General features: G+C 68.9%; 22 protein-coding genes and 2 tRNA genes. 13 read left to right on the top strand and 11 right to left on the bottom strand.

The window, feature by feature from the left end:
• The first annotated feature begins 130 nt into the window (after positions 1-130).
• Genes LV780_RS03475 through LV780_RS03465 form a run of 3 tightly spaced genes read left to right on the top strand, consistent with a single transcriptional unit; the run spans position 131 to position 2,936 of the window.
• Positions 131-1,822 (top strand): pilus assembly protein TadG-related protein, encoded by a 1,692-nt coding sequence (locus LV780_RS03475; protein ID WP_181318530.1) that lies wholly within the window; start codon positions 131-133, stop codon positions 1,820-1,822.
• Positions 1,819-2,364 (top strand): TadE/TadG family type IV pilus assembly protein, encoded by a 546-nt coding sequence (locus LV780_RS03470; RefSeq protein WP_108221659.1) that lies wholly within the window; start codon positions 1,819-1,821, stop codon positions 2,362-2,364. Before LV780_RS03475 ends, LV780_RS03470 begins: the two co-directional genes overlap by 4 nt.
• Entirely contained in the window at positions 2,361-2,936 is a 576-nt protein-coding gene (locus LV780_RS03465) for a TadE/TadG family type IV pilus assembly protein (RefSeq protein ID WP_146172314.1), read from the top strand. Before LV780_RS03470 ends, LV780_RS03465 begins: the two co-directional genes overlap by 4 nt.
• Here LV780_RS03465 and LV780_RS03460 read toward each other — a convergent pair.
• Complete coding sequence (locus LV780_RS03460; RefSeq protein ID WP_101340437.1) at positions 2,917-3,522, bottom strand: TetR/AcrR family transcriptional regulator; 606 nt, start codon at positions 3,520-3,522, stop codon at positions 2,917-2,919. The genes LV780_RS03465 and LV780_RS03460 overlap by 20 nt on opposite strands.
• 118 nt (positions 3,523-3,640) lie before the next feature.
• On the opposite strand from LV780_RS03460, the gene LV780_RS03455 reads away from it, so the two are divergent.
• The 6 genes from LV780_RS03455 (at position 3,641) to LV780_RS03430 (ending at position 9,466) form a co-directional block, all read left to right on the top strand.
• Positions 3,641-3,886: a hypothetical protein gene (locus LV780_RS03455; protein WP_108221655.1), complete on the top strand. Its 246-nt coding sequence runs from the start codon at positions 3,641-3,643 to the stop codon at positions 3,884-3,886.
• Between the two features lie 89 nt (positions 3,887-3,975).
• Positions 3,976-5,262, top strand: coding sequence for a homoserine dehydrogenase (locus LV780_RS03450; RefSeq protein ID WP_011907884.1), 1,287 nt, complete (start codon positions 3,976-3,978; stop codon positions 5,260-5,262).
• A gap of 61 nt (positions 5,263-5,323) precedes the next feature.
• Positions 5,324-6,289, top strand: coding sequence for a class II fructose-bisphosphatase (gene glpX / locus LV780_RS03445; protein WP_233863884.1), 966 nt, complete (start codon positions 5,324-5,326; stop codon positions 6,287-6,289).
• Positions 6,286-8,037 (top strand): single-stranded-DNA-specific exonuclease RecJ, encoded by a 1,752-nt coding sequence (recJ, locus tag LV780_RS03440; RefSeq protein ID WP_108221653.1) that lies wholly within the window; start codon positions 6,286-6,288, stop codon positions 8,035-8,037. The genes glpX and recJ overlap by 4 nt, the downstream gene beginning before the upstream one ends.
• A 70-nt stretch (positions 8,038-8,107) precedes the next feature.
• A tRNA-Glu gene (locus LV780_RS03435) sits at positions 8,108-8,182 on the top strand.
• A 196-nt stretch (positions 8,183-8,378) separates the two neighbouring features.
• A protein-coding gene (locus LV780_RS03430; protein WP_117345046.1) for an IS3 family transposase occupies positions 8,379-9,466 on the top strand; the annotation gives its coding sequence in 2 pieces (ribosomal slippage) (positions 8,379-8,640 and positions 8,640-9,466; 1,089 coding nt in all).
• 305 nt (positions 9,467-9,771) lie between these two features.
• On the opposite strand, the gene LV780_RS03425 is transcribed toward LV780_RS03430, so the two are convergent.
• Positions 9,772-9,846: transfer RNA gene (locus LV780_RS03425), tRNA-Glu, on the bottom strand.
• A gap of 54 nt (positions 9,847-9,900) precedes the next feature.
• Positions 9,901-10,704, bottom strand: a complete 804-nt coding sequence (locus LV780_RS03420; protein WP_108221032.1) for a lytic murein transglycosylase — start codon at positions 10,702-10,704, stop codon at positions 9,901-9,903.
• A 297-nt stretch (positions 10,705-11,001) separates the two neighbouring features.
• Here LV780_RS03420 and LV780_RS03415 point away from each other — a divergent pair, with 297 nt between their 5' ends.
• The 3 genes from LV780_RS03415 to LV780_RS03405 all read left to right on the top strand — a co-directional run bounded on the left by LV780_RS03415 (position 11,002) and on the right by LV780_RS03405 (position 13,905).
• A complete protein-coding gene (locus LV780_RS03415; RefSeq protein WP_011907875.1) occupies positions 11,002-11,709 on the top strand; it encodes a phosphatase PAP2 family protein in 708 nt (235 codons plus the stop codon).
• 301 nt (positions 11,710-12,010) lie between these two features.
• A complete protein-coding gene (locus LV780_RS03410; RefSeq protein ID WP_108221033.1) occupies positions 12,011-12,817 on the top strand; it encodes a UDP-2,3-diacylglucosamine diphosphatase in 807 nt (268 codons plus the stop codon).
• Entirely contained in the window at positions 12,817-13,905 is a 1,089-nt protein-coding gene (locus LV780_RS03405) for a glycosyltransferase (RefSeq protein ID WP_181318493.1), read from the top strand. The genes LV780_RS03410 and LV780_RS03405 overlap by 1 nt, the downstream gene beginning before the upstream one ends.
• 18 nt (positions 13,906-13,923) lie before the next feature.
• On the opposite strand, the gene LV780_RS03400 is transcribed toward LV780_RS03405, so the two are convergent.
• The 8 genes from LV780_RS03400 to LV780_RS03365 form a co-directional block, all read right to left on the bottom strand.
• The gene (locus tag LV780_RS03400; protein WP_101340552.1) at positions 13,924-14,643 is read right to left on the bottom strand and encodes an alanyl-tRNA editing protein; all 720 of its coding nucleotides are present in this window, start codon (positions 14,641-14,643) and stop codon (positions 13,924-13,926) included.
• The gene (locus LV780_RS03395) at positions 14,643-17,192 is read right to left on the bottom strand and encodes a DUF3772 domain-containing protein (RefSeq protein WP_108221035.1); all 2,550 of its coding nucleotides are present in this window, start codon (positions 17,190-17,192) and stop codon (positions 14,643-14,645) included. Before LV780_RS03395 ends, LV780_RS03400 begins: the two co-directional genes overlap by 1 nt.
• Before the next feature lie 4 nt (positions 17,193-17,196).
• A complete protein-coding gene (locus LV780_RS03390) occupies positions 17,197-18,231 on the bottom strand; it encodes a cysteine synthase A (protein WP_108221036.1) in 1,035 nt (344 codons plus the stop codon).
• Positions 18,232-18,365: 134 nt separating this feature from the next.
• The gene (gene trgB, locus LV780_RS03385) at positions 18,366-19,454 is read right to left on the bottom strand and encodes a tellurite resistance ADP-ribose pyrophosphatase TrgB (protein ID WP_101340570.1); all 1,089 of its coding nucleotides are present in this window, start codon (positions 19,452-19,454) and stop codon (positions 18,366-18,368) included.
• Positions 19,451-19,891 (bottom strand): TrgA family protein, encoded by a 441-nt coding sequence (locus LV780_RS03380; protein ID WP_108221037.1) that lies wholly within the window; start codon positions 19,889-19,891, stop codon positions 19,451-19,453. Before LV780_RS03380 ends, trgB begins: the two co-directional genes overlap by 4 nt.
• Positions 19,892-19,914: 23 nt before the next feature.
• Positions 19,915-21,126: an SAM-dependent methyltransferase gene (locus LV780_RS03375; RefSeq protein ID WP_011907867.1), complete on the bottom strand. Its 1,212-nt coding sequence runs from the start codon at positions 21,124-21,126 to the stop codon at positions 19,915-19,917.
• 37 nt (positions 21,127-21,163) lie between these two features.
• Positions 21,164-22,576 carry a cryptochrome/photolyase family protein gene (locus LV780_RS03370; RefSeq protein WP_108221038.1) on the bottom strand — a complete coding sequence of 471 codons (1,413 nt, stop codon included), beginning with the start codon at positions 22,574-22,576 and terminating at the stop codon, positions 21,164-21,166.
• A gap of 183 nt (positions 22,577-22,759) precedes the next feature.
• Entirely contained in the window at positions 22,760-24,073 is a 1,314-nt protein-coding gene (locus LV780_RS03365) for an aminotransferase class V-fold PLP-dependent enzyme (protein WP_101340557.1), read from the bottom strand.
• A 258-nt stretch (positions 24,074-24,331) separates the two neighbouring features.
• Here LV780_RS03365 and LV780_RS03360 point away from each other — a divergent pair, with 258 nt between their 5' ends.
• On the top strand, positions 24,332-25,378 hold the full coding sequence (locus tag LV780_RS03360; RefSeq protein WP_101340558.1) for an ABC transporter substrate-binding protein: 1,047 nt from the start codon (positions 24,332-24,334) through the stop codon (positions 25,376-25,378).
• Positions 25,379-25,532: the final 154 nt, after the last annotated feature.

Below are 25,532 nucleotides of genomic sequence, written 5' to 3'. Positions count from 1 at the left end.
GCCCAATCCGCCAAGTCTCGTGCGGGGCGCCACAATTCTGCCCCACCCCATACGTTAGATGAGGATGCTCCTCCGCTTTCGGATGCGGCCGCGCCGCAGGCGGCGGAGCGCGTTTCGAGGATCGCGTTTCATGGCCCAGTTCAACATTTCCGTCCCGAGGGAGTCCGACGTCACCGCTTGTCCAGCGGGCCGATCGCAAGGATGCGCCGCACGTTTCGCGCGGTCCGAGGAGGGTTCGATCCTCGTCTTCGGCCTCATGCTGTTCATCCTCATGCTGATGCTCGGCGGCTTTGCGGTCGATGTCATGTCCTTCGAGGCCAAGCGCACCGACCTTCAGCAGGCCGTGGACCGCTGCGCCCTGACGGCGGCGGCGCTGGCGCAGACCCGCGACCCCGAGGAGGTGGTCGAGGACTGCATGCTCAAGGCGGGCAAGGCGGACTATGTCACCCTCATCGACCACGACGAGGGGCTGAACTACCGCGAGGTGGTGGTCACGGCCCAGCAGCCGACCAAACCCCTGTTCGCGCACATGCTGGGCATCGACAGCCTCACCGCCCCCGCCGCCACCAAGGCCGAGCAGAAGGTGACCAACGTCGAGATCGTCATGGTTCTCGACGTGTCCGGCTCGATGGTCCGCGACTCTTACAGCAGACCCACGGACAAGCTGAAGAACCTGAAGGCCGCGGCCAAGGAATTCGTGGACACGATGTTGGCGAAGGATCTGAACCACCGGATCTCGATCGCCATCGTGCCCTACAACGGTCAGGTGAACCTCGGCAAATCCCTGCGGCAGAAGTTCAATATCTACGACAACAACGGCGTGACCTACATGGATTGCGTGGACATGCCGGCGTCAGTCTATGCCAGCACCGGGCTTTCCCGGACGGTGAAGATGCCGATGACGGCGAATGCCGATACCTTTTCGGCGGCCTTCAGCAACGCGCGGACAGGTGGCACGCCGCCCGATACCTATTCGGGTCCGAAGACATCCGAGGCACAGCCCACCCCCGGCAACCGCTGGTGCCTGCCTACGGCTGCCAACGTGGTCCGCCTCCCGACGGGCAGCATTTCGAGCCTTCAGGCCAGCATCGACGGGCTCGAGGGCAACGGCGCCACCTCGATCAACGCGGGAATGAAGGTCGGGCTGTCGCTTCTGGACCCATCGGCCCGCCCCATGTTTTCGGAATTCGTCGGCTCGGGTGAAATCCAGTCCTATTTCCATGGCCGCCCCTTCGACTACACCGACGAAGAGGTGATGAAGGTCATGATCGTGATGACCGATGGCGAGCATTTCGAGGAAGAGCGGGTCAATGACGGCTACCGCGTCGGCGACTCCCCGATCTACCGCAGCAGCGACGGCGAATATCTCTCGCTCAAGCTGAGCAATGGCAAATTCTACTGGCCCTACGACAACACGACGACCAACAGCGCGGCAAAGGGCAAATCACCCACACAACTGACCTGGCAGCAGGTCTGGGCCAGCTACAGGACCTCCTACATCGCCTGGCAGCTTTATTCCCGGCGCCCCGGCTTCAAATCCAGCGACCGGCTGGCCGCCTATACGGCACAGATGAATGCGTTCCGCACCCTGACGCCCATCAGCACGATGGACGCGCAGTTGCAGGCGCTCTGCAACCTCGCCAAGTCCAACAATGTCACCATCTTCGGCATCGCGTTCGAGGCGCCGGCGAATGGCAAGACGCAGATCCAGAACTGCTCGACCTCCAGGAGCAGCCACTATTTCGATGCGTCCGGCCTCGAGATCCAGACCGCCTTCCGGGCCATCGCCAGCCAGATCAGCTACCTGAGGCTCAGCCAATGAACCGCCTCTTCGCACGGCTCCGGCGCAGGGCGTCGAACGAAAGCGGCTCGGCCGGCGTCGAATTCGTGCTGGCGCTGCCGATCATCTTCTCGATCTTCATGGCATCGGCTGAAAGCGGCCTGCTGATGATGCGCCTCATCATGCTGCAACGGGCCACCGACATGACGATGCGGGATCTGCGGCTGGGCAACTTCTCCGACCCGAACGCGCAGATCCTGAAGAAGGAGATCTGCGACAAGGGCGTGATCCTCGGCGACTGCGAAAGCCGGATCATGGTCGAACTTCAGCCGGTCAGTTCGGACAGCTGGGCCATGCCCGCCACCGCGACCCAGTGCAGCGACCGCGACGAGAGCCTCGACCCGCCCCCCTTCGTGCTCGGCTCCGACAAGGAGATCATGCTGGTCCGCGTCTGCCTCATCATGGACCCGATCTTCCCGACCACCGGCATCGGCCTGTCGCTCCAGCGCGACAAGGGCGGCTATGCGCTGATCGCCGCCTCGGCCTTCGTGAACGAACCGCAACAGAACACTCCGGGCACATGATGGACCGTCTGTTCCGTCCCTTCCGCCGCGACGAAAGCGGCACCGCGGTGGTCGAGCTGGTGCTTGTCCTGCCGATCATGCTGTGGGCCTATCTCGCGCTCTTCACCTACTGGGACGCCTACCGCGTGCTCAACACCACGCAGAAGGCCAGCTACACGATCGCCGACATGATCTCGCGCTTCGACACGCTGGACCCTGCGGACTTTCCGGGGATGCAGGACGTTCTCGAATACATGATCGGCGACCGCGAAGGGGCGAAGATGCGGATCACCGCCGTCGTCTGGAGCGACAGGGACAAGCGGTTCAACGTCCAGTGGTCCTGCTCTCCGGGCAACGCGAAATCGGTCTGGAACACGGCCCTCCTCAATGCCGACACCGGGGTCAAGGGGCGCATCCCCTCGCTGGATGATGGCGAATGGTCGGTGATCGTCGAGACCTGGGTCGATTTCGTGCCCGCGATGGATCTCAGTTCGCTGCCGGTCTCGACCCCGCTCGAACCGCGGACCTTTCACCAGTTCATCGCCACCCGTCCGCGTCCGGGCAAGACCAACCTCACGAACAGATGTGAGTGACGGCCGCCACCGCCTTCAGCGCCATGTCGGCGTAGATCGCCTGCACCTCCTCGCGACCCAGACGCCCGCCCTCGCGGTACCAGTTCGTCACGCCCGTCAGCATGGCGATCAGCGCGAGCGAGGCGAGCCTCACGTCGGGCAGGTCAAAGACGCGTTCGGCGGCCCCCCGCTCGAGGATCGCCTCGAGATGCCGCTCATAGCGCCGCCGGAGCCGCTCGATCTCGGCGAAGTTCTCGGGGCTCAGGTTCCGCAGTTCCATGTAGGCGATGAAGACCGCCTCGGGCCGGTCGATGTGATAGCCGATGTGGAACCGGGCGAACCGGGCCAACGCCTCGCGCGGGTCGCGGGGCACGGCAAGCGCCTCATAGGCGGCCAGCAGTTCCTCCATGTGCAGCCGCATGAGGTCGAAGAGCAGCGTCTGCTTGTCGGGCGTGTAGAGGTAGAGGGCCCCGGCCTGCACCCCCACCTCGGCCGCGATCTGGCGCATCGAGACGGCCGCATAGCCGTGGCGCGCGATCAGGGTCTGGGCCGCCGCGCGCACGCGCGGGCCTGTCGTTTCGGCGTGGGATCCTGCCTTGCGTGCCATGACCGCAGGATTATCTGAACGGTGGTTCAGTTCAAGGACCCGCGTTCCCGCCGCCGGACGGGGGCTTGTCGCCGCCGCGGGACGGGCGCTAATCTCCGCCCGCCCGATGGAGCGACCGATGCGCCCTGCCCTGATCCTTGCCGTGATGACCGCTCTCGCAGGCTGCGAGCAGTTTCCAGAGGTCGATGCGGCCCGAGCGGGGCGCGAGGATGCGCCACCGCCTCCCCTCCTGCCGCTCGACGAGCTGCTTGCGCAGGCCGGAACCCCGACCGTCTCTCCCGAGACCGAGGCCGCGCTCGAGGCGCGCGCGGCGGCACTGCGCGTCCGTGCGGCCGCGCTGCAGGCGGCGCCCGCAGCGCCCTGAGCCGCGTTGCTCTTCCGGCCGCGAAAGGCTAACAGACCAGCGCATCCCAGCCCGGCGCGCGCCGCCGGTCCACAGTTCTCGGAGGTTTCATGGCTGCCCCCCTGCGTCTTGGTATTGCCGGTCTCGGCACCGTCGGTATCGGGGTGGTCAAGATCATCCAGCGCCACGCGGACCTGATCGCGGCGCGCGCGGGACGCCCCGTCACCATCACCGCCGTCTGCGCCCGCGACCGCGCGAAGAACCGCGACGCGGATCTCTCCGGCTACGCCTGGGAGACGGACGCCGTGGCGCTCGCACAGCGCGAGGATGTCGATGTCTTCGTCGAGGTCATGGGCGGATCGGAGGGCGCGGCCCGCGCCTCGACCGAGGCCGCGCTCGCCGCAGGCAAGGATGTGGTGACGGCCAACAAGGCGCTCCTGGCCCATCACGGGCAGGCCCTGGCCGAGATGGCCGAGGCCGCGGGCCTCGCCATCCGGTTCGAAGCCGCCGTCGCGGGCGGCATCCCGGTCATCAAGGCGCTGACCGAAGGGCTCGCCGGCAACCAGATGCGCCGCGTGATGGGCGTGATGAACGGCACCTGCAACTACATCCTGACCCGGATGGAGACCGCGGGCCTGCCCTACGAGCATGTCTTCGAGGAGGCCCGCCAGCTCGGCTATCTCGAGGCCGACCCGAACCTCGACGTGGGCGGGATCGACGCGGGTCACAAGCTCTCGCTGCTGGCTTCGATCGCCTTCGGCACCCGCGTCAGCTTTGACGCGGTGCAGCTTGAAGGGATCGGCCAGATCTCGATCGACGACATCCGCCATGCGGGCGATCTCGGCTTCCGCATCAAGCTTCTGGGCGTGGCGCAGGTCTCGGGCCGCGGGCTCGAGCAGCGGATGACCCCCTGCCTCGTGCCGGCCGACAGCCCCTTGGGACAGCTTCAGGGCGGCACCAACATGGTGGTGCTGGAAGGCGACTCGGTCGGACAGATCGTCCTGCGCGGGCCCGGCGCGGGCGAAGGCCCGACGGCCAGCGCCGTGATGGGCGACGTGATCGACCTCGCCCGCGGCCTGCGCCTGCCCACCTTCGGCCGCCCCGCCACCAGCCTCGTCGAGGCGGTGCCCGCCAAGGTCGCGGCGCCTGCGCCCTGGTATCTGCGCATGACGCTCCTCGACAAGCCCGGCGCGCTGGCCAAGATCGCGACCGCCCTCGGCGACGCCGGCATCTCGATCGACCGGATGCGCCAGTATGGCCACGCGGGCGGCCACGCCCCGGTGCTGATCGTCACGCACAAGGCCACGCGCGACGACATTTCCCATGCGATAAGCCAGTTTGGCGCCACCGGCGTCCTCGTCGGCGAGCCTGTGGCCATCCGCATCGAAGAGGTTTGATCCCCCCCTCCCGTTCCGATAGGGAGGGGTCGGAGAACTTGCACCCTCGAGGAAAGTGATCATGGCAGACGCCGCACAATTTCATGACCGAATGCTTTCGCTGGGCCTCGCCCGTGTGTCCGAGGCCGCTGCCCTCGCCTCGGCCCGCCTGATCGGGCGCGGCGACGAGAAGGCCGCCGACCAGGCCGCGGTCAACGCGATGCGCGACCAGCTCAACCTGCTCGACATCGCCGGGGTCGTCGTCATCGGCGAGGCCGAACGCGACGAGGCGCCGATGCTCTTCATCGGCGAGGAAGTGGGCACCGGCCATGGCCCGGCCGTCGATATCGCCCTCGACCCGCTGGAAGGCACGACGCTCACCGCCAAGGACATGCCGAACGCGCTGACCGTGATCGCCATGGCCCCGCGTGGCACGCTGCTGCACGCGCCCGACGTCTATATGGAAAAGCTCGCCATCGGGCCGGGCTACGCACCCGACACGGTGACGCTGAAGATGAGCCCCGCCGAGCGCGTCCATGCGCTGGCCCGCGCCAAGAACGGCACGGCCGAGGATGTGACCGTCTGCATCCTCGAGCGTCCGCGCCACGAAGAGCTGATCGCCGAGGTCCGCTCGACCGGCGCGGCGATCCGGCTGATCACCGACGGCGACGTGGCCGGCGTGATCCACTGCGCCGAGGCCCACCTGACCGGCATCGACATGTACATGGGCTCGGGCGGGGCGCCCGAGGGAGTTCTGGCCGCCGCCGCGCTGAAATGCATGGGCGGGCAGATGTATGGCCAGCTCCTGTTCCGCAACGACGACGAGCGTTCGCGCGCCCGCCGCGCCGGCATCCAGGATCTCGACCGGATCTACACCCGCGACGAGCTGGTGACGGCCGACGTGATCTTCGCCGCGACCGGCGTGACCAACGGCTCGATCCTCGCCGGCATCAAGCGCGAGCCGGGCTGGGTCACCACCGAAACGATTTTGATGCGGTCCAAGACCGGCTCGGTCCGCCGGATGAGCTACCGCAACCCGGTGAAATGACGGGTCCGGCGGCGCGTGCGTTTCTGGGGGTCGAGGCCTCCGCGACCGGGCGCCGCTGGGTCGGCCCCTCCCCCGAGGAGGACCGGCTGGCCGAGGCGATGGCGCAGACCACGCGCCTGCCGCTCGCGCTCTGCCGCACTCTGGTGCGGCGGGGTGTCCCCCCCACGGAGGCCGAGAGCTTCCTTGCGCCCGCACTGCGCGACCTGCTGCCCGATCCCCTCACGCTGAAGGACATGGCGCCCGCCGCCGCGCGGCTCCTGCAGGCCGTGGCGCGGCGCGAGAAGATCGCGATCTTCGCCGATTACGACGTGGACGGCGGCTCCTCGGCCGCGCTGCTGATCGTCTGGCTGCGGGCGATGGGGCGCGCGGCCACGCTCTACATTCCCGACCGGATCGACGAGGGCTATGGCCCGAACGTGCCCGCCATGCAGGCGCTGGCCGCGGCGCACGACCTGATCCTCTGCGTCGATTGCGGCACCCTCTCGCACGAGCCGATCGCGGCGGCGACGGGAGCGGATGTGGTGGTGCTCGACCACCATCTGGGGACCGAGACCCTGCCCCCCGCGCTCGCCGTGGTGAACCCGAACCGGCAGGACGAGGACGGCAGCCTGGGCCATCTCTGCGCCGCGTCCGTGGTCTTTCTCCTGCTGGTCGAGGCCAACCGCCGCCTGCGCGCCGAGGGCGTGCAGGGGCCCGATCTGATGGCGATGCTCGACCTCGTGGCGCTAGCCACCGTGGCCGACGTGGCGCCATTGACAGGCGTCAACCGCGCCCTCGTGCGGCAGGGCCTGAAGGTCATGGCGCGGCGCGAGCGGCCGGGCCTCGTGGCGCTGGCCGATGTCTCGCGCATGAACAGCGCGCCGAACTGCTACGCCCTGGGCTTCCTGCTCGGACCGCGTGTCAATGCCGGTGGCCGCATCGGACAGGCCGACCTCGGCGCGCGGCTTCTCGCCACCGACGACCCGCGCGAGGCTGCGGCGCTGGCCGAGCGGCTCGACCAGCTCAACACCGAGCGGCGCGAGATCGAGGCCCGCGTGCGCGAAGAGGCGCTGGCCCAGGCCGAGGCGCGCGGCACCTCCGGCCCCCTGGTCTGGGCCGCGGGCGAGGGCTGGCATCCGGGCGTGGTGGGGATCGTCGCCGCCCGTCTCAAGGAAGCGACCAACCGCCCGGCCATCGTGATCGGCCTCGAGAACGGGATCGGCAAGGGTTCGGGTCGCTCCATATCCGGGGTGGATCTGGGCGCCGCGGTGCATCGCGTGGCGCATGAGGGGCTCTTGCTGAAGGGCGGCGGGCACCGGATGGCCGCGGGCCTCACGGTCGAGGAAGGGCGTCTTGGCGCGGCGATGGAACGGCTCTCGGACCTTCTGGCGCGGCAGGGTGCGGCCTCGGCGGGGCCGGCCGATCTGCGGCTCGACGGGGTGCTGATGCCGTCGGCCGCCACGGCCGCCTTTGTCGAGCAGATCGAATCCGCGGGCCCCTACGGCGCGGGCGCCGCCGCCCCGCGCTTCGCCCTGGCCAGCCAGCGCGTCGTGACCCGGCGCATGGGCGAGAAGCACCTGCGCCTGACCATCGGCGGCGCCGAGGGCCGGCTGGAGGCGGTGGCCTTCGGCTGTTTCGACGGCCCGCTCGGGCCGCTTCTGGAAGGCGGCGGCGCAGGCTTGTTCCATCTGGCGGGCCGGCTCGAGATCGACACCTGGGGGGGCAGCGCGCGGGTGCAGATGCGGCTCGAAGATGCCGCACGCGCGTGATTTTCACGAAGCGTGAATTTCCCTCTTGCGCCTTTCCGCGCGCCGACATAAGACCGCGCCAGTCCACAGTGGCCCGTTCGTCTATCGGTTAGGACACCAGGTTTTCAACCTGGGAAGAGGGGTTCGACTCCCCTACGGGCTGCCACTTATCCCCTTGATCCAGATAGGGATGGTCGGTTTTCGACTGATCTGGTCTTGTCGAAGCACCCGGGGTCTTGGCGGCATGCCACGGAATTTCCCGGCAAGAGGCGACACGCTTGGATAGGCCGCCGGTAATCCTCCCCAAGGTTAGAGGGATGCGGAAGTAGAATTTTCTCGGCAGGATGGACGAGGAGATTCCGATGAAGAAGAGCCGTTTCACCGAAGCCCAGATCATGGGCGTGCTGCGTCAGGCGGAGGGCGGTTTGGCCGTGGCCGAACTGTGCCGCGAGCATGGGATCAGCACTGCGACGTTCTACAAGTGGCGGGCGAAGTATGGCGGCATGGACGCGTCCATGATGAGCCAGATGAAGGCCCTCGAGGACGAGAACCGGCGGCTGAAGCGCATGTTCGCCGACCTGAGTATGCAGGCCGACCTGCTTCGCGAGGCCCTTGGAAAAAAGTGACGCGGCCAGCTCAGCGCCGCGAGCTGGCCGAGAAGGCGGTGGCGACGAAGGGTGTGAGCATCGCGCTGGCCTGCCGGGCGTTTGGCGTCAGCGAGACCTGTTTCCGCTACAGCCCGAAGCGCGACGAAGAGAACGAGATGATCGCAGACCTGCTGGTCGGGCTGACCAATGTCCACAAGACCTGGGGGTTCGGGCTGTGTTTCCTGCACCTGCGGAACGTCAAAGGGCACGTCTGGAACCACAAGCGGGTCCATCGGATCTACTGCGAACTGGAACTGAACCTGCGCATCAAGCCGCGGCGACGGCTGAAGCGGGAGAAGCCCGAGGAACTGGCCGTGCCCGAGGCGCCGAACCTGGTCTGGTCGATGGATTTCATGGCCGATCGGCTGGCGGATGGGCGGCAGTTCCGGCTGTTGAACGTGCTGGACGACTTCAACCGCGAAGGTCTGGGTATCGAGGTCGACTTCTCGCTGCCCGCCGAGCGGGTCGTCCGGTCGCTGAACCAGATCATCGAGTGGCGCGGCAAGCCCTTGGCGATCAGGGTGGACAACGGCCCGGAATACGTCAGTTCCACGCTGATGACCTGGGCTTCGAAGCAGGGCATCGCCCTGACCTACATCCAGCCCGGCAAGCCGCAGCAGAACGCTTACGTCGAGCGCTACAACCGGACGGTCCGGCATGAATGGCTGGACCTCTACATCTTTGAAACCATCGAGGAAGTGCAGCAGATCGCCACCGAATGGCTCTGGAACTACAACAATGAACGCCCCAACATGGGCATCGGCGGGGTCACACCTGCCATGAAGCTGAAGATGGCCGCGTGAATTCTACGGCCGGATCCCGCTAAAACCGGGAGGATTACCCGCCCGCAAGCCGATCTGCCGCGAGGCCGTCGCCTGCCACGGCGTCAGGCCAACATCTGCAGGCACAGCTTGGCTCCGCCGCCGACAGACTGCTGAAGGCACGTGCCCGCAGGCCGAGAGCCTCCCATCTGACGTTCGGAGGCAGCCGCAAGGAACCCGTGGGAGACCCTTTGACGGGACGGCCGCCACTGCGGCGGGCAAGTGCAGCGGAGATCACGATGCAAAAGTGCGGCTAGTGTCGCCGATCTTTCAGCGTTCGGAAGAAGTGGCAGCCCGTAGGGGAGTCGAACCCCTCTTCCCAGGTTGAAAACCTGGTGTCCTAACCGATAGACGAACGGGCCACTGTGGACGAGGCGCTGTCTAGGCGACTCGGCCGCCGGGCGCAAGAGGCAAAATCACCGATCGATCTGTTGTGCCATGATCGCAATGGCCTGCTGATAGACGCTCGCCGCGTTCCACTCGCGGATCACGGCAAAGTTTGGCTCGCCCGGCTGGTAGCCCAGCCCCGGTTGCCAGCCCTTGCGCGCGAGGAAGTTCGCCGTCGAAGCCATGGCGTCGGTGATGTTGCCCAGATCCACCCGCCCGTCTCCGTTGCCGTCCACCCCGTAGGCCAGCGCGTTGCCCGGCAGGAACTGCGTATGGCCCAGCTCGCCGTGCTTGGCGCCCACCGACGCGGGGCTGATCGAGCCGCGATCCACAAGCACCAGTGCGGCCAGCAGGTGCGGCGTGAAGAAATCCGACCGGCGGCAGTCGTAGGCCAGTGTCGCAATGGCCGAAACCACGTTCGTGTCACCCATGAAGCTGCCGAAACCCGTCTCCATCCCGTGGATCGCCAGCAACACCCCGGCCGGCACGCCGTAGCGCCGCTCGAGCGAGGCGTAGAACTCGGGGTTCTTGGCCTTGCGCGCCCGGCCCTGCCGGATGATCGTGTCCGACCCGCGCACCTGCATGAACTTGTCGAGACTGTATCGGAAGCTCTTCTGGTTGCGATCCGCGGCGATGGTGCGGGAGGAATAGGAACTGCCCATGAGGGCCGCAATGCCCCTCTGCCCCACGCCCGCCGCCGCGGCTTCCTGCGCCATGAGGCTCTTCCAGCTCTCATAGTCGGCGCCGGTGTTGCTGCAGGGCGCCGCCGCCACCGGCCCGGCCAACAGTCCGGCGATCAGGGCGAGGGCGCAACGGCCAAGGCGAAAGGTCATCGTGCAATCCTTGTTGGGAACGCGCTGACTGTAGGCGGGGCAGGGCCGCGCGCAAGAGGTTGCTACCGCTTTCGCACGATAAGTTGTCGAGACGCGGCGCGCAGGTTCCCGCGTCATCACCCTTCGGTGAAGGGGCCACCGGGCCCGCCAGAACCAACTCGATACTCCCGAACCAGCGGTCTCAGCCTCTGCAGTTCGCCATTGCCGGGCATTTCCCGCACGGAACATGAATTATTCTTGACGCTTTCATGACGATCAGGGTTTCCTACCCGGATTGGTGAATTGAGGATTACGATAATGTTACAGGCTGCCGCCGCACTTGATCTGGAGCTTTCGTTGCTGATCAACAGCCCCGTCGGGACGCTGCCCACCTTCGATCAGATCCTGCACATCATCGAGCGGAACAGCCTGTTCAAGGGCGTCTTCTCGATGATGCTCTTCTGGGGGCTCTGGTTCGGGGTGCAGCGGAACGCAGAGCAGACGCGCACCCGTCTGCTCGCGACGCTGGTGGTCTCGATGCTCGCGGTCTTCGTGGGCCGGGCGCTTGCGGTCACGCTGCCCTATCGGCCGCGGCCGATCCATGACCCGGAGCTGGGCTTCCTGCTGCATACGGGCCTCAGCCACGAGACCCTCGACGGCTGGAGTTCGATGCCGAGCGATCATGCGGTTCTCTACTTCGCCCTGGCGACCGGAATCTTTCTTGCGCATCGCGCCGTGGGGGCGGTGGCCCTGCTGCATGCGATCTTCATCATCTGCCTTCCGAGGGTCTATTTCGGGCTCCACTACTCGTTCGACATCCTCGTGGGGGCGGTGATCGGGGTGGCGATGGCGCTGGCGCTGGTGCCGTGGCTGGCCCGGCAGTTCCAGCGGTTCGACGTGCCTGCCTACGCCGCCACTCACGGCGGGCTGTTCTACCCGGCCGTGTTCTTCGTGACCTGGCAGGTGGCGGCCATGTTCGGACCCGTGCGAGACCTGCTGCGCGAACTGGCGGCCGTGCTCACCTGAGCCTGCCCCACCCCCAAGGGGGCCAAGGCGCAAGCCATGCGGTGACGCGGCGCTCGGGCGGATCCTGTCCGGCACATCACCGGGGCGGTCTGCGGCCCGCAGGGCTGTGGATCGGCCCGGCGTCCGGGGGCAGTCGGACAACGGCGCCCCTCGGCAGGAGCCTGCCGGTGCGGTCCTTCGACGCAATCTTCCGACCCAGTGCCTGCGTTACATGACTGAAGGGAGACGGTCACAAAACGGTGTCGTGACCGTGGCATAGCGCGGGCAAGCCGGCCCCGTTTCCCCAGTCAAGGACGCGTCCATGGACATGTGCCCCCTGCCGCCGCCGCGCCGCCACCGCAGCCTCTTTCTGTCCGACCTGCATCTGGGCTCGCGCGGGTGCCGCGCCGAGCGCATCCTCGCCTTCCTGCGCGACCACACGGCGCCGGACATCTACCTCGTGGGTGACATCCTCGACCTCTGGCACCCGCCCTTCCCCCACTGGACGGCCAGCCACGACGCCATCCTCGCGCTTCTGCTGCGGCGCGTGCAGGAGGGCGCGCGCCTGCATTACCTGACCGGAAACCACGACGCGGCGATGCGCGTCTATCTCGGCCAGCATTTCCAGCGCATCACCGTCGCCGAAGAGATCCTCCACGAGGCGGCCGATGGGCGGCGCTATCTGGTGATCCATGGCGATGTCTGCGACCCGCGCCTGCTGCGCTTTCACATGATGACACGGCTGGGCAGCCGCCTCGACTGGATGCTGCGCCACCTCGACGAGCGGCTGAAGCGGATGCGCCGCACCGCCGATCCAGACCGCCGGAGCCTGATCGAGGCCCTGCTGAAGGGCGTGGATGCGGCCATGGCCTTCGGCACCGCCTACGAGCAGCGGCTCGTGGCGCGGGCCCGTCGGGCGGGGTGCGACGGGGTGATCTGCGGCCATTTCCACAAGGCGGCCCTGCACGAGGCCCACGGGCTCGTCTATGCCAACTGCGGCGACTGGGTGGACAGCTTCACCGCGCTGGCCGAGGACGACGCGGGACGGCTCTCCCTGATCGAAGCCAGCGCCGCCCCCGAACCCGCGGACGCCTTCGCCCGCGCCTTTCCCATCCCTGCCGAGGCATGATGTCCCTCACCCTTGCCGCCTTAGGGCTTCTGACGCTTCACCTGCTGGCGGCGGCGCTTGCCGCCTCGCACGGCCGCCGCCGCGGCCCCGCGCCCTCGCACCGGCCCTTCATCTGCCTCCTGCGCCCGGTCTGCGGCCGCGACCGGCATGACCGCGAGACGCTCGGATCCAGCTTCGGGCTGAACTGGCCCGATTACGAGATCGTCTTCTGCGCGGCCCATGAGGAGGATGCCGCCGTCCCGCTGGTGCGCGAGCTGATCCGCCTCCATCCGGGCGCACGGGCGCGGCTGCTGATCGGAGAGGAGCGCCTCACCGCCAATCCCAAGCTCAACAATCTGGCCAAGGGCTGGGCCGGCACCGAAGCGCGCATGATCGCCATTGCGGACGCCAACCTGATGCTGCCGGGCGACTACCTGGAACAGCTCATGTCGGAATGGCGGCCGGGCGTGGGGCTGGTCTCCTCGCCCCCTGCAGGCGGGAGGGCCGAGGGGATCTGGGGCGCTCTCGAGGCATCGTTCCTCAACGGGTTGCAGGGCCGCTGGCAGCTTGCGGCCGCGCGCGTGGGGCTGGGCTTCGCGCAGGGCAAGACCATGTTCCTCGACCGCTCGCTTCTGGACGAGCGCGGCGGTCTGGCAGCACTCGGGGCCGAACTGGCCGAGGATGTGGCCGCGACACGCCTCGTCCGTGCGGCGGGCCGCTCGGTCAGGCTGGTCCCGCGCCCCTTCACCCAGCCGATCGGTCGCCGCCGCCTGCGCGATGTCTGGGACCGGCAGCTGCGCTGGTCACGGATCCGCCGGAAGGGCTTTCCGGCCCTCTTCGCGCTCGAGCCGCTGCTGTCGCCCGTCGTGCCCCTCGTCATGCTGGGGGTGGCCGCGCCGCTCTGGATCCTGCCGTTCCTCGCGCTCTGGTATGGGGCCGAGACGGCGCTCTGCCGGGCGATGGGCTGGCCCTGTGGGCGGCGCGATCTGGCGGCCTGGGCGGCGCGCGACCTGATGCTGCCGGTGCTGTGGGTTGCGACCTTCGCCCGGCAGGGGTTCGAATGGCGCGGCACGTCGATGTCGCCCGCGGCGGGAAAGCCCGCGGCCTGATCCCGCCCGCCGGCCGGGTCAGTCGGCCAGCGCGAGGGTCACGCGGCGGTTCTGCCGGCCCTTCTTCTCGATCTTGCCGATCGCCACCCGTCCGATCTCGCCGGTGCGCGCGACATGGGTGCCGCCGCAGGGCTGGAGGTCCACCTGATCCGCCCCCTGCCCGATGCGGACGAGCCGCACCCGGCCCTGCCCCGTGGGCGGCATCACCGACATGGTCTTGACGATCGAGGGATCGGCCAGAAGCTCCGCGTCGGTGATCCAGTCCTCGGACACCGGCAGGTCACGCCCGACCAGCGCGTTCAGCGCCTCTTCGAGCGCGGCCACATCGGCCGGCGGCTCAGGCATGTCGAAGTCGAGCCGGCCACGCTCGGCCCCGATCTGGCCACCCGTCACCGGCAGAGGGATCACCACCGACAGCAGATGCAGCGCCGTATGCACGCGCATGTGCCGGTGCCGCCGGTCCCAGTCGAGGATCTGGCGAACCGGCGCGCCCTCGGGCGGCAGCGCCGCGGCCTCGGCCGGCACCAGCGCGACGCGCCCGCCCTCGGCCTTGAGCGCGGTGGCGATCGGAAGCCGGCCGCCGTCCCACACGAGACAGCCGCTGTCGCCGGGCTGCCCGCCGCCCGTCGGATAGAAGATCGAGCGGTCGATCAGGATGCCCCCCTCGGCGGTGTGGCCGATGACGCGGGCTTCGGCCTCGCGCAGGTAGGGATCGGTGCGAAAAAGCGGCTCGGTCATCAACGGTTGCTCCCGGTTGCTTCGGCGCCCCCCTCGGTCGCGCCATCGGCGTCCGCATCGCCGTCCGGCTCGTCCTCGGGGTCGTCCTCGTCCTCGGCGCGGGGATCGACCGCGCTCGTGCCCTTTGGCACATTGTCCTTCTGCCGGGGCGCAGGCGCCAGCAGGGCGGCCATCTCCTCCTCGTCGAGCCCTTCGGGCTCGGGTTCTTCCGGCTCCGGCGGCCAGACCTCGCGCGTCATGTGGGTGAGCCGGAGCCCCTCCTCGGCGAATCTCTGCACGATCATGTGGTTGATGTCGGAGCGCACCGAGAGCGAGAAGTTCACGTCGCGCAGGATCACCCGGATCTCGAAGCTCATGAACTCCTGCGTGAAGCCCATGAAGACCACCGAAGGCGGCGGGTTCAGGATCGCGAGCGGCTGCGCCTCGGCGATCTCGCGCAGCACGCGCTCGACCTTGCGGGTGTCGCAGCCATAGGCCACGCCGACGGGCACGATCAGCCGCCCGGTCATGTTGTAGCGGGTCCAGTTCGTCACCCGGCCGGCCACGAGATCCTGGTTCGGCACGATCACGTCGGTTCGGTCGAAGGTCTGGATCCGGGTGGAGCGGACCGAGATCGACTTGACGGTGCCCTGCACCCCGCCCACCTCGATCCAGTCGCCCTCCGAGACGGGGCGCTCGATCAGCAGGATGATGCCCGAGACGAAGTTGCCGACGATGTTCTGGAGACCGAAACCGATGCCGACCGACAGGGCACCGGCGACGATGGCGAGATTCGACAGGTCGAGGCCCGCGGAATTGACCGCGACAAGGGCCGCAAGGATGATGCCGAGGTAGCCCACCCCCGAGACGACCGCGTTGCGCCCGCCCTGATCGAGCCGCGTCTTGGGCAGGATCTGGCTCTTGAGCGCGCCCTGCAGCAGGCGGGTGATGCCGTAGCCGATCGAGAAGACGATGGCGAGGAGCAGGAAGTTCGTGGGCGAGATGCGGGTCGAACCGACCTGATAGCCCTCGCGGAAGCGGGCCCAGATCTCGGTCAGGTCGGCCACGCGCGCGCCCCAGACCAGCGCCAGCAGCGGCACCATGGCCAGCGCAAGCAGGAAGCCGATCAGCACCGGCAGAAGCGCGTCGCGCCCGCCCTCCTCGTTGCGGGTGGCAAGGCCATAGAGGTCCACCACCAGCGTCTGCAGCACGAAGAGCAGCCCGATCAGCCCGAGGGTGATGCCCGCCGGATAGACCAGCGCCGTGGCCGCCGCGATGTAGCCCGGCGCCGCCAGCAGCGGGCCGATCACGCCGATGGCGATGGCGCCGCGCCCGAGCAGGTCGATGACGCTGTTGCGAAAGCTCGTGGGTTCGTCGTCGCCCAGATCGTTGCGGACGCTGGCCAGCATCAGCTGGCCGATGCGGAACAGGACGACGCCCGCAAGGACGATCATGGGGAAGGCCATGACCGAGGTTGCGGCCTCGCCCACCCGCGCGGGCGGCAGCGCCACGCTGCGCAACCCGTCGAGCGCCAGCACCACGCCGAACATGGCCGTGTGGAAGCGCCCCTCGCGCCGGCGCTCGACCGAGAGGTTCAGGGGCGAGGTCTGCTGGCCGTTCTTGGGAAAGATCCGGCCGGCGAGCCACCCCGCCGAATAGAGGATGAAGCCCACGGCCGGCAGGGCCTCGACGATCAGCGTCGTGCGGGGCCCAGCCAGCCCCGAGAGCGTGATCGCGTGGCTCACCGCCACGACGCCCGCCACCGGAGCCGCGATCTGCCCCAGCGAGACCAGGAGCGAGGTCACCTTGCGCCCCCGCGCCGAGGCCTGATCCTGCAGCTGCTGCGTCAGCCGCTCCATCAGCGAGCGCCCGCGCGCCATGAGCAGCAGCCCCACGGCCAGCAGGCCGAGGATCGCGGGCAGGTTGTCCCGCGTGGTCGATTGCGCGGCGGGCGAGTTGACGCGACCCGAGCCCTCGTCCCAGAGATCCACGGCGAGGCCCGACACCTCGGCGGCGGCGCTCGGCCAGTTGGCGGGGTTGAGCGGCATGGGCCAGATGCGCAGCAGCTCTTCGGTCTGACGTTCGCGCACCACGCGGTCGATCTCGCGGATCAGGCCGTCCGCGCGCTGGTAGGCCTCTTCGGCGGCCAGGACCGGCGCCCGAAGCTCGGCCACCTGCGCGGTCAGCTCGCGGCGGCGTTGCGCGATGTCGTCGGGTTCGGTTTCGCCCTCGGCGGGCGCCGGCCCGAGCGCGTCGAGCTGGCTGCGCACCGAGGCGATGCGGCTGGCGTTCAGCCCCTGCGCCCCGAGGAACGTGTCGCGCCATTGCACGAGGTAGCCGCGCATCATCTCGTAGGACGCGCTCTCGGTCTCGCGGTCGGCGATCTCGCGCTCGGCCCGCGTGGCGGTCTTCTCCCACTGCTTGTAGTCCGGCGCCTTCATCTCGTCGGCGCCGGCGGCCGGGCCGACCATCTCCTGGGCCACCGCCCGGTCCGGAGACCAGAGCGGCAGGCTCGCGCAGGCGAACATCACCCACAGCAGCAGGACAGGCATCACGCGCAGGATGGGCATGGGGTCAGATGTCCTCGAACACCGACGGGACGGCCGGCGGCGCCTCGTCGAGCCAATGGGGCACCGGAAGCCCCTTGTCGCGCAGGAAGTAGGGGTTGAACAGCTTGGACTGGTAGCGGTTGCCATAGTCGCAGAGCACGGTGACGATCGTGTGGCCCGGCCCCATCTCGCGCGCCATGCGGATCGCGCCCGCGATGTTGATCCCCGACGAGCCCCCGAGGCACAGCCCCTCTTCCTGAAGCAGGTCGAAGACGATCGGCAGCGCCTCGGCGTCGGGGATGCGGCAGCTGAAGTCGGGCGTCAGCCCTTCGAGGTTGGCCGTGATCCGGCCCTGCCCGATCCCCTCGGTGATCGAACTGCCGGGGGCATCGAACGTGCCCTCGGTGTAGAAGGAATGGAGCGCCGCGCCCTCGGGGTCGGCAAGGCCGATCCTGACGCCCTTCGGCTGCAGCGCCATCGCCACGCCCGCGAGTGTCCCGCCCGAGCCCACGGCGCAGATGAAGCCGTCCACCCCGCCCTGCGTCTGCTCCCAGATCTCGGGGCCGGTGGTCTCGACATGGGCCTGACGGTTGGCGATGTTGTCGAATTGGTTGGCCCAGATCGCGCCCTGCGGCTCGGTCCGGGCCAGCACCTCGGCCAGACGGCCCGAGTAACGGACATAGTTGTTCGGGTTGCGGTAGGGAGCGGCCGGGACCTGCACCAGTTGCGCCCCCGCAAGGCGCAGCATGTCCTTCTTTTCCTGGCTCTGGGTCTCGGGGATCACGATGACCGTGCGGAAGCCCATCGAGGCCCCCACCAGCGCCAGCCCGATCCCGGTGTTGCCCGCCGTTCCCTCGACGATGGTGCCTCCGGGCTGCAGCAGCCCCTTCGCCACCGCGTCGCGGATGATGTAGAGCGCGGCCCTGTCCTTGACCGACTGGCCGGGGTTCAGGAACTCGCACTTGCCGAGGATCTCGCAGCCCGTCAGCTCCGAAGCCTTGCGGAGACGAATGAGGGGGGTGTTGCCGATCGTGTCGGCAAGGTCGCGGTGAATGCGCATTCGGGGCCGTCCTTTGCTGAGACCTCCTGTGTAGGAGGCGGGTCGGCGGAACTCAAGCACCCGGCCCCTCACGCCTTGCGGCGTTCAGCGGCTTTCGGCCCGACGGACGGCGCGGGCCGGACCTGCGCCCCCCCTCAGCGGCGGGCCGCCCTCAGCCCCGGACGCTCGCGCTCGAGCCAGAGCGCGGTCAGCAGCAGCGGCCCGTTGCAGATCTCTCCGCTGCGGACAAGCTCCATCATCTCGTCGAAGGCCATGAGATGCCCACGGATGTCCTCGCCCTCGCCCTCCATGCCGAAGACGCCCTCGATCCCGTCGGGCAGTTCGGCCAGAGCGACGTAGGAATAGAGATATTCCGCCTTGGCCGCGGGCGTGGGGTAGTAGGAGGCCACGGGCAACAACTCGCCCAGCGCAAGGCCCGCCTCCTCGACCGCCTCGCGCCGGGCCGACCCCTCGGGCGTCTCGCCCGGATCGATGCGGCCCGCGATGGGCTCGAGAAGCCAGGGCTGGCCGTCCCCGCGCCCGAAGGGACCGGGGCGGAACTGCTCGATCAGAAGCACCCGGTCGCGCGCGGGATCGTAGGGCACCACCGTCACCGCATCGCCCGAGATGAACACGGCCCGGTTGACCGCCGGGCTCATGCCGCCGCCAAAGCTGCGGAACGACAGGTCATATTCCTCGACCGCGAAGAAATTGGCGTAGGGCTGCCTGCGGCGGATCACCGACACATCGGCGGGCGAGGCCGCAAGGCGCCGCCGCGACGGCGCGGGGGCCGCGGCGCGCACCCGGCTCGCGCCCTGCACCAGCATCAGCCGGTAGCGCCGCCCGACCTGCTCGGCCGGCACCTCGGGCCAGAGCGCCATCACATCGCCCGCGGTGGCCGCGACGATGGGCCCCCAGACGGCGTTCCACGTCACGGGATCCCAGGCCTCGGCCCCGTCGGGATCGGCCGTGAAGACAACCGCCGGCGCGCCGCCGATCTCGTGCGTCTCGACCCGATAGCCCGCGGCCTGCTGGTGATAGGCGAGCCGTGCGGCCGCCTCTGGCCCCGGTTCGGCCAGCACCCCCTCGACCCCATCGGATCCGGCCGGCACCGGCACGACCGTCGCCCCCGCGGCGCGCAGCGCGTGCCCCTCGAGCCGCGCGAGCACGCCCGCCACCTCCTCGCCCAGCACCAGCGCGCGCAGCGCCTCGTCGGCCATCGGCCCGCAGAGGAACACCCTCATTTCCAGCGCCGCCCCGCCCATTCCGAGATGCTGCCACCCATGAGCCCCCCCACGAGCAGCATGGCAAGGATCTCCGGCACGGCGAGCAGCCTGGCATAGGACAGCATCAGCGCGGAGACCCCCAGCAGCGCCTCGATCGGCCCGTCATAGAGCATCCGCATCGCCCGGAGCACCATGATGTAGATCGAATAGGCCAGCAGCGCGACGAAGGCCGTGGTGACGACGGTGCGCACCCCGGTGCTCATGGCGGCGACATAGCCGCGCCCGACCAGCGCCCCCGAGATCATCCAGCCGCAGACGAGGCCCACGGCCGCCGTGGCGGGCCCGAAGATGTCGGTCGGCGTCCCCTCGGGCAGCTGCCCCGCAAAGAGCCGCCCCCCGAGAAAGCCCAGCGCGGCGAAGGCGAGGGCTGCGAACAGTTTGGCGGCGGTCGGCATGCCTGTCCTGCGAAGGGGCCGTCTCAGGCGGCCCGGGTTACCGTGATCTGCGTCACGTCGCAGTTTCCGCCGTCGAACGAGCCCGCGCAAGAGGTCAGGTAGAAGTTCCACATGCGGCGGAACCGCTCGTCAAAGCCCAGCGCCGCCACCCGGTCCCAGCGGTCGTTGAAGGTCTCGTGCCAGCGGCGCAGCGTCATCGAGTAACTCTGGCCGAACTCGACCGAGTCCGTCACATGCAGACCCGCCTTCGCGATCTCGACCCGCAGGGCCGTCGGAGAAGGCAGCATCCCGCCCGGAAAAATGTATTTCTGGATGAAGTCCACGCCGCGGCGATAGACCTCCCACCTCTTGTCCTGCACGGTGATGATCTGCAGCGTGGCACGGGCCTCGGGCTTCAGCCGCTCGCGCAGCGTCTGGAAATAGACCGGCCAGTATTTCTCGCCCACCGCCTCGAACATCTCGATCGAGGCGATGCCGTCGAAGGTGCCGCGCTCGTCCCGGTAATCCTGCAGCCGGATCTCGACCCGGTCCGACAGGCCCGCTCGCGCGATCCGCCGGGCGGCGTAATCGTGCTGGGCCCGGCTGATCGTCAGCCCGGTGACGCGCAGTCCGCGCTCCTTCGCGGCATATTCGGCGAATCCGCCCCAGCCGCAGCCGATCTCGAGCACATGATCACCCGGCTTCGCGCCGATCCGGTCCACCATGCTGGCGTATTTCGCCCGCTGCGCCTCCTCGAGGCTTTCCTGCCCGGTGCGGAACAGGGCCGAGGAATAGGTCATGCTCTCATCGAGCCAGAGCTCGTAGAAGTCGTTGCCGAGGTCGTAATGCGCGGCGATGTTCTTCCGGGCCTGCCGCTTCGAGTTGCCGCGCAGCCAGTGGCGGAGATTCTCGAAGGCGCGCAGCAGCCCCATGCCCGGAAAGCCGTCATAGACGTCGTCATTGTCGGCATGCACGAGATCCATGAACGCCTGCAGATCCGGGGTGGACCAGCCGCCCTCCAGATAGGCCTCGCAGAAACCCAGATCGCCCTCGCGGATCAGCCGGGCGAAGATGTCGGAATCGTGGATGTCCAGCTCGGCCACCGGACCCGGTCCCGCGCCCTCGATGCGGAAGCGCCGGCCATCGTCCAGCACGAAATCAAGCCGCCCGTGACGCAGGCCCTGCATCACGTCGAACACCTGCGGGAAGTAGCGCGGCAATTCGGTCTGCCCTCGCGTGCTCATCAATGCCGTCATTCCTTCTCCTTCCCGTCCGGCGCCTGCCCGCGCCCTGTCAGTCGTCCCTGCGCCCGTAGGCCGCCAGTGCCCGCGCGCGCCCCTCGGCCAGCCCCACGACAGGCCGAGGATAGCATTGATCCGGCGCAAGCCCCCAACTCCGAGGCACCGCCTCGAAGAACGACAGCGCCTCCGGCCCCGGATCGGGCGAAAGTTCGGCGATGAACCGCCGTCGATAGGCGCCGTCGGGATCGAACTTCTCCGCCTGCGTCGCCGGATTGAAGACCCGGAAATAGGGCGAGGCATCGGGCCCCGAACCCGCCACCCATTGCCAGCCCAGCGCGTTCGAGGCCGGATCCCAGTCGATCAGACAATCCTCGAACCAGGCCTGCCCCACCCGCCAGTCCGTCAGAAGGTGCTTCGTCAGGTAGCTGCCCGCGATCAGCCGGGCGCGGTTGTGCATCGTGCCGGTCACGAACAGCTCGCGCATGGCGGCATCGACGAAGGGCTCGCCCGTCATCCCGCGCCGCCACCGCTCGGCCTCGGCATTGTCCGCGCGCCACGGAAACGCATCCCATTCGCCGCGCCAGTTCCGGCTGGCAATCTCGGGCGTGTGGTAGAGCAGATGCCAGGCGAACTCGCGCCAGACGAGCTCCTGCAGGAACTTCTCGGCGCCCGCGCGCCCTTCCGCACGGGCCCGCAGCCCCGCGTGCCAGATCGTGCGCGCCGAAATCTCGCCATAGGTCAGGTTTTCGGACAGTCGCGAGGTCACCGCCTGGTCGGTCCGGTCGCGCCCGGCCGCGTAGCGGTCCATGGGATCGTCGAGGAACCGCGCCAGCCGCTCCGCCGCGGCCGCCTCGCCCACCGCCACATGGCGCGCCACGACGGCCGCGCCCCGGTTCATCGCCCGCGCCAGCCCCCAGTCCGCCAGCCGGTCCGACCGGGGCCAGACCGTCGGCGCCCGCAACCCCGCCGGAGCGGCGAGCGGGGCCGGCACCGGGCGGTCCTTCACGCTCTTCCAGAAGGGCGTGAAGACCCGGTAGAAGCCGCCCTGCCCGGTCCGAACCTCCCACGGCTCGAACAGCGTGTGGCCGGCATGGCTCTCGGCCGCGATCCCCTGCCGCTTGAGCCCCGCCTTCACCCCCTCGTCCCGGCTGCGCCAGCCAGGCTCGCAGAGCCGAGACCAGCGCACGCCCAGGGCCCCGGTCTCTGCGGCCAGCCGCCCGAGCACCTCGAGCGCCGGCCCGCGCCGCAGGATCAGCCGGCTGCCCAACCGCTCCAGCGCCTGCGCGAAAGACTCCACGGCCAAGCCGAGGCGCCATTTCGGCGCCGCGCCCAACCGCTCGGTCTCGGGGTCGAGGATGAAGACCGGCACCAGCGGACGCCCCGTCGCCGCCGCCTCCCGCACCATCGGATTGTCGGTCAGCCGCAGGTCGCGCCGGAACCACAGGATCAGGGGAGCCTCGGCCATGTCGTCCTTTCTCGTCTTGCCCCGTTCTACGCGCGGCCGCCCGGCCCGGATCACATGGCCTGGCCCAACTTGTTCATTCTGGCGGAAATATCCTCGGGGGAGATCGGCCGAAGGCCGATCCGGGGGCAGACAGCCCCCGCCTTCGCCCGGCCCCCACCTTCGCCCGGCCCGCGCGCCCCGCGCCTACAGCACCGCGTCGAGCGCCAACATCAGCTGCGCCACCTCGGCCTCCGAGGTGTAATGCACGAAACTCATCCGCAACACGCCGCGCGTGCGATCCACCCCCATCGCCTCCAGCGGGCGCACCGCGTAGAAATCCCCGCCGCTCGCCATGATCCCGTGCGCCGCGAGCGCCGTCGCAACCTGCTCGGCGGGCCGGTCAAGCGCCAGCGCCACCGTCGGCGCCCGAAGCCCGGCCTCGCTCGGGCCGAGCAGGCGCACGTCGTTCCGCCCCGCGAGCTGGTCGAGCAGCGGCCGCAGCAGCCGGATCTCGTGCTCTCGCATCAGCCGGTGCACCTCGCGCGCGCGATCAAGAGGCGACGGGCACGGGGCCGCCAGGGCGCGCTCGGCGTCACGTTGCACCCGATGCGCGCCATCGACCGACGGCGCCCCGCCCGAGCCCTGCCCCGCGGCCGCATGATGGTCCGCCAGCGCGTCGATGTAATCCGCAAGCCCCGCGCAGGCCGCGACCTGCGCATGATCCGGCCCCGCGGGCGTGAAGCGCTTGTGGAGCGTGCCTGCGTTGAACCAATGCCCCTGCGCGGGCAGCAACTCTCCGACCTCGCGCCGGATCAGCATGAGGCCCTGATGCGGCCCGTAGGTCTTGTAGGTCGAGAAGAGATAGATGTCGGCCCCCAGCGCGCCCATGTCGGGCAGGCCGTGCGGGGCATAGCTGACGCCGTCCACGCAGGTGAAGGCGCCCGCGGCGCGCGCCATGGCGCAGATCTCGGCCACCGGGTTGATTTCGGCCACGACATTCGAGCAATGCGGAAAGCACACCAGCCGCACCCGCCCGTCGCCGAGGAGCTGCGCAAGGCCCGCGGGATCGAGATGCCCCGTGTCCGGGTCGATCCGCCACTCCCGCACCTCGATCCCCTCGTCGGCCAGCCTGCGCCAGACGCCCGAATTGGCCTCGTGGTCCTGATCGGTGACGACCACGGCGCCGCCCTCGCGCTTCAGCCAGCCGCGCACGGCCTGCGCCAGCACGAAGGTGTTGGCCGACGTCGATGGGCCGAAGGACAGCTCGTCCTCATCCACCCCCATCAGCGCGGCAAGCCGGCTCCGCGCCTCGTCCATCTCGGCCCCGGCGGCATGGGAGGCGGCGTAGGGCGCATAGGGCTGCACCTTGCGCTGGTGATAGAAGCGGCTGAGCCGGTCGATCACCTGCCGGCAGGTGTAGGACCCGCCCGCATTCTCGAAGAAGGCCTGTCCGGCAAGGGCGGGCTCGGACAAGGCGGGAAAGCAGGCGCGGACATAGTCGATGTCGAGGACGGTCATGGGATCTCCGGGGCTGGCCAGCCAAGGCTAGACATGCGCTTGCCGCAAGACAAGCAGGCGCGGGCACGCGCCGGCCGCCGGGACGGAGGCCCCGCACGGACAAGCCTGCGTGAGGATCCGGCCGCCCCGCTTGCCCGCCGGCCCGCCCCACCGCCAGACTGCAATAAGTGCTTGAGCCGTCACGGGTGCTATTCTAGCGTCCGATCATCTGCCGGCCAGCCCGGGACCCGTCGCAGACCCATGTTTCAAGGAGCCTCCATGATCCGTCGCACTTCCCTTCTGGTCAGCGTTGCCGCCGTCCTGGCGCAGCCGGCCCTTGCCGCCGATCCGAACCTCATCGTCTTCGACTGGGCCGGATTCGAAAGCGAAGGCCTGATGAAAAGCTACATCGAGAAACACGGGCAGATGCCGACCTACGCCTTCTACGGCGACGATGACGAGGCCTTCCAGAAGGTCGCCTCGGGCTTCAAGGCCGACCTCGCGCATCCCTGCTCGCAGATGGTGTCGAAATACCGCGACGCCGGCCTGATCGAGCCCTGGGACGTGAGCCGGATCCCCGAGTACGAGAACATCTCCGAACGGTTCAAGGACTCCGAGATCTTCAGCGACGATCAGGGCGTCTGGTACATCCCGACCGACTACGCCTACACGGCCATCGCCTACAACACCGAGAGCGTACCCCCCGAGGATCTCGCCTCGGTGCAGATCTTCCTCGATCCCCGATATGCCGGCCGCATCTCGCTGCCCGACAACACCGACGACATCTGGTCGCTCGCCCTGCTCGCCACCGGCGTCTCGGACTGGACCGAGCTTACCGAAGAGCAGTTCCAGGCGGGCGCCCAGTGGCTGCGCCAGGCCCACGAGAATGTGCGCGCCTATTGGGCGGACCCGTCCGAACTGTCGCAGTTGATGGCCACCGGCGAGGTGCAGCTCGCCTGGACCTGGAACGACGCCATCGCGCTGATGCGGCAGGAGGGCTTCCCCGTGGGCTTCCAGCGCCAGTCGGAAGAGGGCTCGGCCACCTGGTTCTGCGGCTATGTCAACATGAAGGACGCGCCCGGCAGCGAGGACAAGGCCTACGACTTCATCAACTCGTGGCTGGCCCATTCCTCGGCGCCCTCGCTGCTCGAGACGCACGGCTATGCGCTGACCAACGAGGCCGCCATGGCCGAGATCTCGGAGGAGGATCTGAAGAAGGCGGATCTCGACCCGGTCGAGACGACGCTGCTCGCCCAGACGCCGCTCGATCCGGCGATGCGCGACCGGATGCTGGAAGAGTTCGAGAAGATCAAGGCGGGCTTCTGACCCGCAAGGGCGCGGGGGCTTCGGCTCCCGCGCCACCATCGGGCGCGCAGGATCGCAACCGCCGCCCCCTTCTTGCGCACTCCACGGCTGGCGGCGCCCCAAGGGTCCGCGCCCTGCACCGGCCCCCCCCCCGCTCGGCTGCGCCTCCCCCAAA

Origin of the sequence: Cereibacter azotoformans (assembly GCF_021391315.1) — a bacterium.
GTDB lineage: Bacteria > Pseudomonadota > Alphaproteobacteria > Rhodobacterales > Rhodobacteraceae > Cereibacter_A > Cereibacter_A azotoformans.
Note: the sequence above shows the minus strand (reverse complement) of the source record. Positions and strands in the feature narration are given on the sequence as shown.

What these genes read in the sequence shown, in the direction of transcription:
- LV780_RS03465 (WP_146172314.1), top strand. Translation starts at nt 2,361, where the DNA reads ATGATGGACCGTCTGTTCCGTCCCTTCCGCCGCGACGAAAGCGGCACC.
- LV780_RS03460 (WP_101340437.1), bottom strand. Translation starts at nt 3,522, where the DNA reads ATGGCACGCAAGGCAGGATCCCACGCCGAAACGACAGGCCCGCGCGTG.
- LV780_RS03405 (WP_181318493.1), top strand. Translation starts at nt 12,817, where the DNA reads ATGTCCCTCACCCTTGCCGCCTTAGGGCTTCTGACGCTTCACCTGCTG.
- LV780_RS03395 (WP_108221035.1), bottom strand. Translation starts at nt 17,192, where the DNA reads ATGCCCATCCTGCGCGTGATGCCTGTCCTGCTGCTGTGGGTGATGTTC.
- LV780_RS03370 (WP_108221038.1), bottom strand. Translation starts at nt 22,576, where the DNA reads ATGGCCGAGGCTCCCCTGATCCTGTGGTTCCGGCGCGACCTGCGGCTG.
- LV780_RS03360 (WP_101340558.1), top strand. Translation starts at nt 24,332, where the DNA reads ATGATCCGTCGCACTTCCCTTCTGGTCAGCGTTGCCGCCGTCCTGGCG.
- LV780_RS03400 (WP_101340552.1), bottom strand. Translation starts at nt 14,643, where the DNA reads ATGACCGAGCCGCTTTTTCGCACCGATCCCTACCTGCGCGAGGCCGAA.
- LV780_RS03390 (WP_108221036.1), bottom strand. Translation starts at nt 18,231, where the DNA reads ATGCGCATTCACCGCGACCTTGCCGACACGATCGGCAACACCCCCCTC.
- trgB (WP_101340570.1), bottom strand. Translation starts at nt 19,454, where the DNA reads ATGAGGGTGTTCCTCTGCGGGCCGATGGCCGACGAGGCGCTGCGCGCG.
- LV780_RS03365 (WP_101340557.1), bottom strand. Translation starts at nt 24,073, where the DNA reads ATGACCGTCCTCGACATCGACTATGTCCGCGCCTGCTTTCCCGCCTTG.
- LV780_RS03410 (WP_108221033.1), top strand. Translation starts at nt 12,011, where the DNA reads ATGGACATGTGCCCCCTGCCGCCGCCGCGCCGCCACCGCAGCCTCTTT.
- LV780_RS03420 (WP_108221032.1), bottom strand. Translation starts at nt 10,704, where the DNA reads ATGACCTTTCGCCTTGGCCGTTGCGCCCTCGCCCTGATCGCCGGACTG.
- LV780_RS03375 (WP_011907867.1), bottom strand. Translation starts at nt 21,126, where the DNA reads ATGACGGCATTGATGAGCACGCGAGGGCAGACCGAATTGCCGCGCTAC.
- glpX (WP_233863884.1), top strand. Translation starts at nt 5,324, where the DNA reads ATGGCAGACGCCGCACAATTTCATGACCGAATGCTTTCGCTGGGCCTC.
- LV780_RS03380 (WP_108221037.1), bottom strand. Translation starts at nt 19,891, where the DNA reads ATGCCGACCGCCGCCAAACTGTTCGCAGCCCTCGCCTTCGCCGCGCTG.
- recJ (WP_108221653.1), top strand. Translation starts at nt 6,286, where the DNA reads ATGACGGGTCCGGCGGCGCGTGCGTTTCTGGGGGTCGAGGCCTCCGCG.
- LV780_RS03450 (WP_011907884.1), top strand. Translation starts at nt 3,976, where the DNA reads ATGGCTGCCCCCCTGCGTCTTGGTATTGCCGGTCTCGGCACCGTCGGT.
- LV780_RS03455 (WP_108221655.1), top strand. Translation starts at nt 3,641, where the DNA reads ATGCGCCCTGCCCTGATCCTTGCCGTGATGACCGCTCTCGCAGGCTGC.
- LV780_RS03470 (WP_108221659.1), top strand. Translation starts at nt 1,819, where the DNA reads ATGAACCGCCTCTTCGCACGGCTCCGGCGCAGGGCGTCGAACGAAAGC.
- LV780_RS03415 (WP_011907875.1), top strand. Translation starts at nt 11,002, where the DNA reads ATGTTACAGGCTGCCGCCGCACTTGATCTGGAGCTTTCGTTGCTGATC.
- LV780_RS03475 (WP_181318530.1), top strand. Translation starts at nt 131, where the DNA reads ATGGCCCAGTTCAACATTTCCGTCCCGAGGGAGTCCGACGTCACCGCT.